Source organism: Micromonospora acroterricola (genome assembly GCF_003172955.1).
GTDB classification, from domain to species: Bacteria; Actinomycetota; Actinomycetes; order Mycobacteriales; family Micromonosporaceae; genus Micromonospora; species Micromonospora acroterricola.
Genome location: NZ_QGKR01000167.1, coordinates 1 through 5,911 on the forward strand (window position 1 = coordinate 1; position 5,911 = coordinate 5,911).

3 protein-coding genes are annotated in these 5,911 nt (G+C 75.2%); 1 reads left to right on the forward strand and 2 read right to left on the reverse strand.

The window, feature by feature from the left end:
• Window positions 1–200 precede the first annotated feature (200 nt).
• Window positions 201–971, reverse strand: a complete 771-nt coding sequence (locus DKT68_RS10455; protein WP_109817213.1) for a DUF5995 family protein — start codon at window positions 969–971, stop codon at window positions 201–203.
• A gap of 133 nt (window positions 972–1,104) precedes the next feature.
• On the reverse strand, window positions 1,105–4,005 hold the full coding sequence (locus DKT68_RS10460; RefSeq protein WP_109817214.1) for a helix-turn-helix transcriptional regulator: 2,901 nt from the start codon (window positions 4,003–4,005) through the stop codon (window positions 1,105–1,107).
• Between the two features lie 194 nt (window positions 4,006–4,199).
• Here DKT68_RS10460 and DKT68_RS10465 point away from each other — a divergent pair.
• Window positions 4,200–5,911 (forward strand): adenylate/guanylate cyclase domain-containing protein (locus DKT68_RS10465; protein WP_109817215.1); only part of this gene is annotated, 1,712 nt, incomplete at its 3' end.

Below are 5,911 nucleotides of genomic sequence, written 5' to 3' on the forward strand. Positions count from 1 at the left end.
CTCCCCCACCGCCGGCCGGCACCCCCCCGGGGCCGGCCGACGATGCCAGACGGTCGACACCCCCCGGGTCGACCGGCTGTCCCCCGGGAGCCGACCGGAATCCCGGCCGGGTCTCACGGGTGGGTGGAGCTGGCGGGGCGGGACGCGTCCCCGCGCTCCACCGCCCCCCACGGGCGGAGCGCGGGGACCCCCCGTCCCGGCTACTGCAGGAACGCCCCCAGGGGCGAGAGCAGCAACCGGCCGAGCGCCGCGGCGTTGTCGTCCAACCGCGTGCGCTCACACTCGCGGGCGTCCGGATCGTGCCGGCACCGCCAGATCTTCTGCGCGTTGCGCCAGGCCACATCGCGGGTGTACTCGACCAGTTCCCCCTGGTACCAGTCGTCGATGTCGCCGTTGAGCATGTCGATGAGTAGCTGCCACCGCTCCAGGTAGCCCCGACGCAGGCCGGGGATCTTGTCCGCGAAGATGTTGTTGATCTCGAGGTAGTCGTGGTGCTGGTCGCTGCCGTCGACCGGCTCCGACTCCAGGTGGGCGAACGTGGTCACCAGCGCGAACGGCAGGTCGAAGTTGATGTGCGCGTTGACCCCGGCCGCCGCCGACGGCAGCGGGCGGGCATCCGGCCCCCGCATCCGCTCGAAGAGGCACGACCACGCCTTCGGGGTCCCCGGGCTGGAGTCGGTCCACAGTCGCATCGCGTCGAAATACCGCGCGGCGAACTCGACGTCCAGCCGGGAGAGGAACACCGGGTCGACGAAGCGGTCGTCGTACAGCCCGTCGAGCACGCTGCTGGTGATGGTCAGATAGAGCCTGTTGAAGTCGGCCAACGGGCAGCTCTCCTCCAACGGAGGCAGCCGCACCAGCATGTCCTGAAGCTTGGTGAGGTGATCGACCACGGCGGGCACGTCCGCGGGATGGTCGGCGAGCAGGTCGACGATGTCCCGGTGCACGGGCCCCCAGACCGGTTCGGTCATCTTTCCTCCATGGTGGTCCGCGGCACCCCCGTGCCGCCGTCGACGGTGCTCAGCCTTTCAGCCGACACCCGCTCGCCGGATCAGTAGAACGACGTATCCCGGCGCGCACAGCGCCCGCTGACCGACCGGTCGGTCAGGCGCGCCCGCTGCGCAACTGGATCGCGCTGGCCTGCACGCGGGTACGGACCTGGAGCTTGTCGAAGATGTGCGACACGTGCACCCCGATGGTCCGCTCGCTGATGAACAGCCGCTGCCCGATCTCCTTGTTGGTCAGCCCCTCGGCGACCAGAGCGAGCACCTCCCGTTCCCGGGCGGTGAGCGAGGCCAGCTCGTCGTCGACAGATTCGGCCGGCGCGGCGCCCCGCACGCCGTCGGTCACCTCGCGCTCCTCCAGCGACACCCGGGCGCGGCCGGCCAGCTCCCGGATCTCGGAGGTCAGCGGCACCGCCCCCAACCCCTGCGCCACCCGGTACGCCTCCCGCAGCAGCTTGCCCGCGGTGGCCAACCGGCTGCGCCGCGCCAGCAGCGCCTCGGCCTGCCGCAGCCGCGAGTACGCCGCCGGATAGGGGTGGTTACGCCGGTCCCACTCGACGACGGAGGTGGCCCACAGCTCCGGGTCGCTGCCGTCGAGGCGGCTGACCTCGGCGGCGCACAGCGCGAGGAAACCGTCCACCACCGAGCGGACCGGACGGGCCGCGGACGCGCTCTTGCGGGCGACCCGCTCGGCCACGTCGCGCAGCCGGCGCACCGCCGTCGGGTCCACGGCCACCGTGCGGCTGGCGTGCGCCTCCGCCTCGGCGCGCAGGCCGTGCCAGACCAGCGCCGAGAGGATCGTCACGTCGTCGGAGCGGCTCTCGGTCAGACCACGCTGCACCGCCTGCCGCGCCACGTCGTGCCGGCCCTCCCACATGGCCAGGCCGGCGCGCAGGGTGAGCAGCGGGATGACGTGCCGGGCCCCGCCGCCGGCGAGCACGGTGGCCACCGCGTCGAGATCCCGGTCGGCGGCCTCGATGTCGCCGTAGCCCACCGAGAGCCGGCACCGGGCCAGCAGCAGCTCGACGGCGTCCGCGCCGGACGGGCGGTGCCGCAGCGCGGCCGCCACCACCTTCTCCGCCTCGGCCCACTGGCCCACCCGGAACAGCCCGTTGGTGGCGATGGCCAGCAGCCGGGTCTCCCAGGTGCGGCCCAGCCCCAGCTCGGCCACCCGCTCCGCGCCGCGGCGGGCCACCACCACACCCTCCTCGAGGATGTTCAGCGGCCCGGTCAGCAGCTCGGCCAGGTGCAGGTACGCGCAGGCGACGTCCTCCGGCCGGCCGGCACGCTCGGCGGTGTCCAGCGCCTGGCGCATCACCGCCAGCCCGGCGTCCGGGTCTTCCAGGTACGCCTCGCTGAAGCCGAGCGCCGAGCTGGCCAGCACCACGTCGGTGGTGGAGCCCTCCACGGTGGCGGCCAGCGCCAACGCCTCCCGGGCCCACCGGCCGGCGTCGGCGTACCGGCCGAGGTGCAGCAGCAGCTCGGCCAGGTGGGCGGCGGCGGTGGCCCGGTCGGCGGAGGTGCAGTCCGCCACCTCCAACGCCCGCTGGTACTCCTCCTCGGCCAGCGCGGAGCGCCCGGCGGCGGCCAGGTAGCGGGCCCGGCGGATGTGCAGCGCGCAGGTCGGCTCGCCGCCCTGCACCACGGCCAGCTCCTCCAGCAGGGCCAGCGCCCGGGCGTGCTCCCCGGTGTGGTGGGCCGCCTCGGCGGCGTTGCCGAGCAGCTCGACCCGGTCCACCGCGAGCGTGCCCGGGTCGCCGGCCAGCTGCAACGCCGCCGACCAGTGCCGGTGCGCCTCGGCGTAACCGTGCAGCCGCTCGGCCTCCTGCGCGGCGGCCACCGCCGCGGGCAGCGCCCGGGCCGGTTCGCCGGCCAGCCGCCAGTGGTGCGCCAGCCGCGCCTGGTGCAGCTCCGCCGGCGCGGCGGTCAACGCCTCGGCGTAGCGACGATGCAGCCCGGAGCGCTCGGCCGGCAGCAGCTCGTGCGCCAGCACCTCGGCGACGAGACGGTGCCGCAGCCGGTAGCCGTCGTCGGCGCCGACCAGCAGCCGGTGCGCCACCGCGGCGCGGGCCGCGTCGATCAGCTCCTCCTCCGGCAGGTGCAGCACCTCGGCCAGCAGCCAGTGCTCCACCGGCTCGACGCCGGCGGCCACGGCGTGCACCACCGCGTGGGCGTGCTGGGGCAGCGCGTCGACCCGGGCGAGGAAGATCTCGCGCAGCGTCTCGGACAGCCCGTCGCGGCCGTCGCGCAGGTCGCGCGCCAGCTCCTCGATGACGAACGGGTTGCCACCGCTGCGCTGCCACACCTGCTCGGCCGCGTCGGTGGTGAGCTCCCGACCGACCACGGCGGCGGCGAGCCGTTCGGTGTCGGCCCGGTCCAGTGGGGACAGGTCGAGCACGCGTACCGTCCGCAGCCGACGCAGCTCGGTGAGCACCCGGCGCAGCGGGTGGGCGCCCTGCAACGACTCGGCCCGCACCGCGGCCAGCACCGAGAGCTGGAGGTCGCCGAGCCCGGCCAGCAGGTAGAGCAGGAGCTGCCGGGTGCTCCGGTCGACCCACTGGAGGTCGTCCAGGATCAGCACCAGCGGCCGGCCCTCGGCGACCAGGTGCAGACCGCGGGAGACCCTCTCCAGCAGCGCGCCCGCGCCGTCCGGGCCGGCCGTCTCGTCGGCGAACATCTGCAACAGCCCCCGCACCGCGGAGGAGGTGCGGGCGTGCGACGTGGACAGGTCGGCGTCGAAGCGCCGCAACGCCTGCAACAGCGGGTGCAGCGGGGAGGCGTCGCCGATGTCCAGGCAGCTGCCGGTGAGCACCAGTGCGCCCTGCTCACGCAACCGCGCGCCGATCTCGCCGAGCAGCCGGGTCTTGCCCACGCCACTCTCACCGGTCAGGAAGACGGCGGCGGTCTGCCCGTGCGCGGCGTCACCGAGCAGCGCGGACCGAACCGTCTGCACCAGCTCGGCCCGGCCCACGAGCGGTGCGGTGTCCACGTCGCTGGCCATGGCACGCAGCCTAATCACACGGCCCCGTACCGTTCTACGGCCATCTGCCGCTTGTGGTACTCCTCGCGTCGACATTGCGACTAAAGGTTGCGTGTGGCCGACATACGTCGTTCTGCCGATCCCCCGTCGGCCCAGGAGTGCCAATCTCCGAGGGTCGTCAGCCATCAGCGCAGGGAGAGGCCGGTGCGATACCCATGACCACCATCGTCGACACGCAGCGGGCCGCGTCCCTCACCTGGCCGGTGCCGGAGGAGAGGCGCACGGTGACCGTGCTCTTCGCCGACATCGTCGGCTCCACGGCGCTGGTCGACCGGCTGGACCCGGAGGACGTCCGGACCCTGCAACAGGCCTACTTCGACACCGTCGCCGGCGTCCTGCGCCGCTGGCAGGGTGTGGTCGAGAAGTACGTCGGCGACGCGGTGATGGCTCTCTTCGGCGCGCGGCACTCCGACGGGTTCGACGCGTACCGCGCGGTCCGCGCCGGGCTGGAGATCCAGGCCGCGCTCGATCGGCGGCCGATGGTCGGGGACATCGCGCTGCGGGTGCGCGTCGGGGTGGCCACCGGCGAGGTGGTGGTCGACCTGACCAGCGCGGTCGACGGCGGTCACGGCGTGGCCAGCGGCGCGGTGATCACCACCGCGGCCCGTCTTCAGGAGTACGCGCCGCCCGGCGCCGTCGCGCTCTGCGCGTCCACGGCCCGGGCCACTGCCGGTCTGATCGCCCAGCGTCAACTGGCGCCGGTGCCGGTCGCCGGCCGGGTGCCGACGATGCCGGTCTGGCACGCCGTCGGCCCGGTCCGCCCGAGTGCCGACCGGCACGACGGCCCGCTGATCGGTCGCCGCCGAGAACTGGCCACCGTGCGGGAGCAGCTGAGCCGGGCGGCCCGCGAGCAGAGCCCCCGCTGGGTGTCCCTGGTTGGCCCGACCGGCAGCGGCCGCAGCCGGTTGCTGCACGAGCTGACCCGGTCGGTGACCACCGTGGACGGGATGCCGGTCCGCTGGTGCGTGACGGCCTGCCAGCCGTACCCCGATGAGGTGTTGGCGCCGGTCGCGGACCTGCTTCGCGGACTCGCCGGGATCCGGCACGGGGACGGCCCGGCGGCGGTCCGCGACCGGCTGACCGACGCCCTCACGCCACTGCTCCCGCCGGCGCGGCTGGCGGCGGCGCTGCCGGCGCTCGAGCGGTTGCTGGCCAACCCGGACGGTTCGGCCGCGGCCCTGGCCGGCGCGGCCATCTGCCGGGACGCCCTGCTGCTCCTGGCCGCCGACCGGCCGCTGATCGTCGCCGTGGACGACCTGGACCGGGCCGCGCCGGCGGTGAGCCGGTTCCTGCACGCGCTGTTCGCCACGGCCACGGCCCGCCGGCTGCCGTTGGCCGTCATCACCCTGCACCAGCCGCAGTGGGCCGACACCCGACCCGGCCCCGCCCGGCGGGTGCCGATCCGACCGCTGGCCGCCGTGCAGAGTGGCCGGCTGCTGCGCCTCCTGCTCACCCGGGCCGGGCAGCCGGTGGCCCTGGTCGACCGGCTGCTGCCGCTGGTGGGCGGCCGGCCCGGGCACGCGGCGACGTACGTCCGGTCCATGGTGGACGGAGCGGACCCGGCGGCGCCCCCGTTGCCCGAGGCGGTGCGCCGGGCCGTCGGCGCGGAGCTGGATCGGCTCGACGGCGAGCGGCGGGCGGTGCTGATGGCCGCCGCCACCCTCGGCGGCGTGGTCTCCGGGACGAGGCTGGACCGGGCGCTGGGCTGGACGCCGGGACGGGCCGGGGTGGCGCTGCGCGCTCTCGTCGCCGACGGGCTGCTGATCCCCCGCCGAGCCGGCGGGTACGCCTTCGCCGCGCCCGCCCTGCGGGCCGTCGCCGCCGAGCGGCTGCCCCGGGCGTTGCGGGCCGTGCTCGCCCAGCGCGC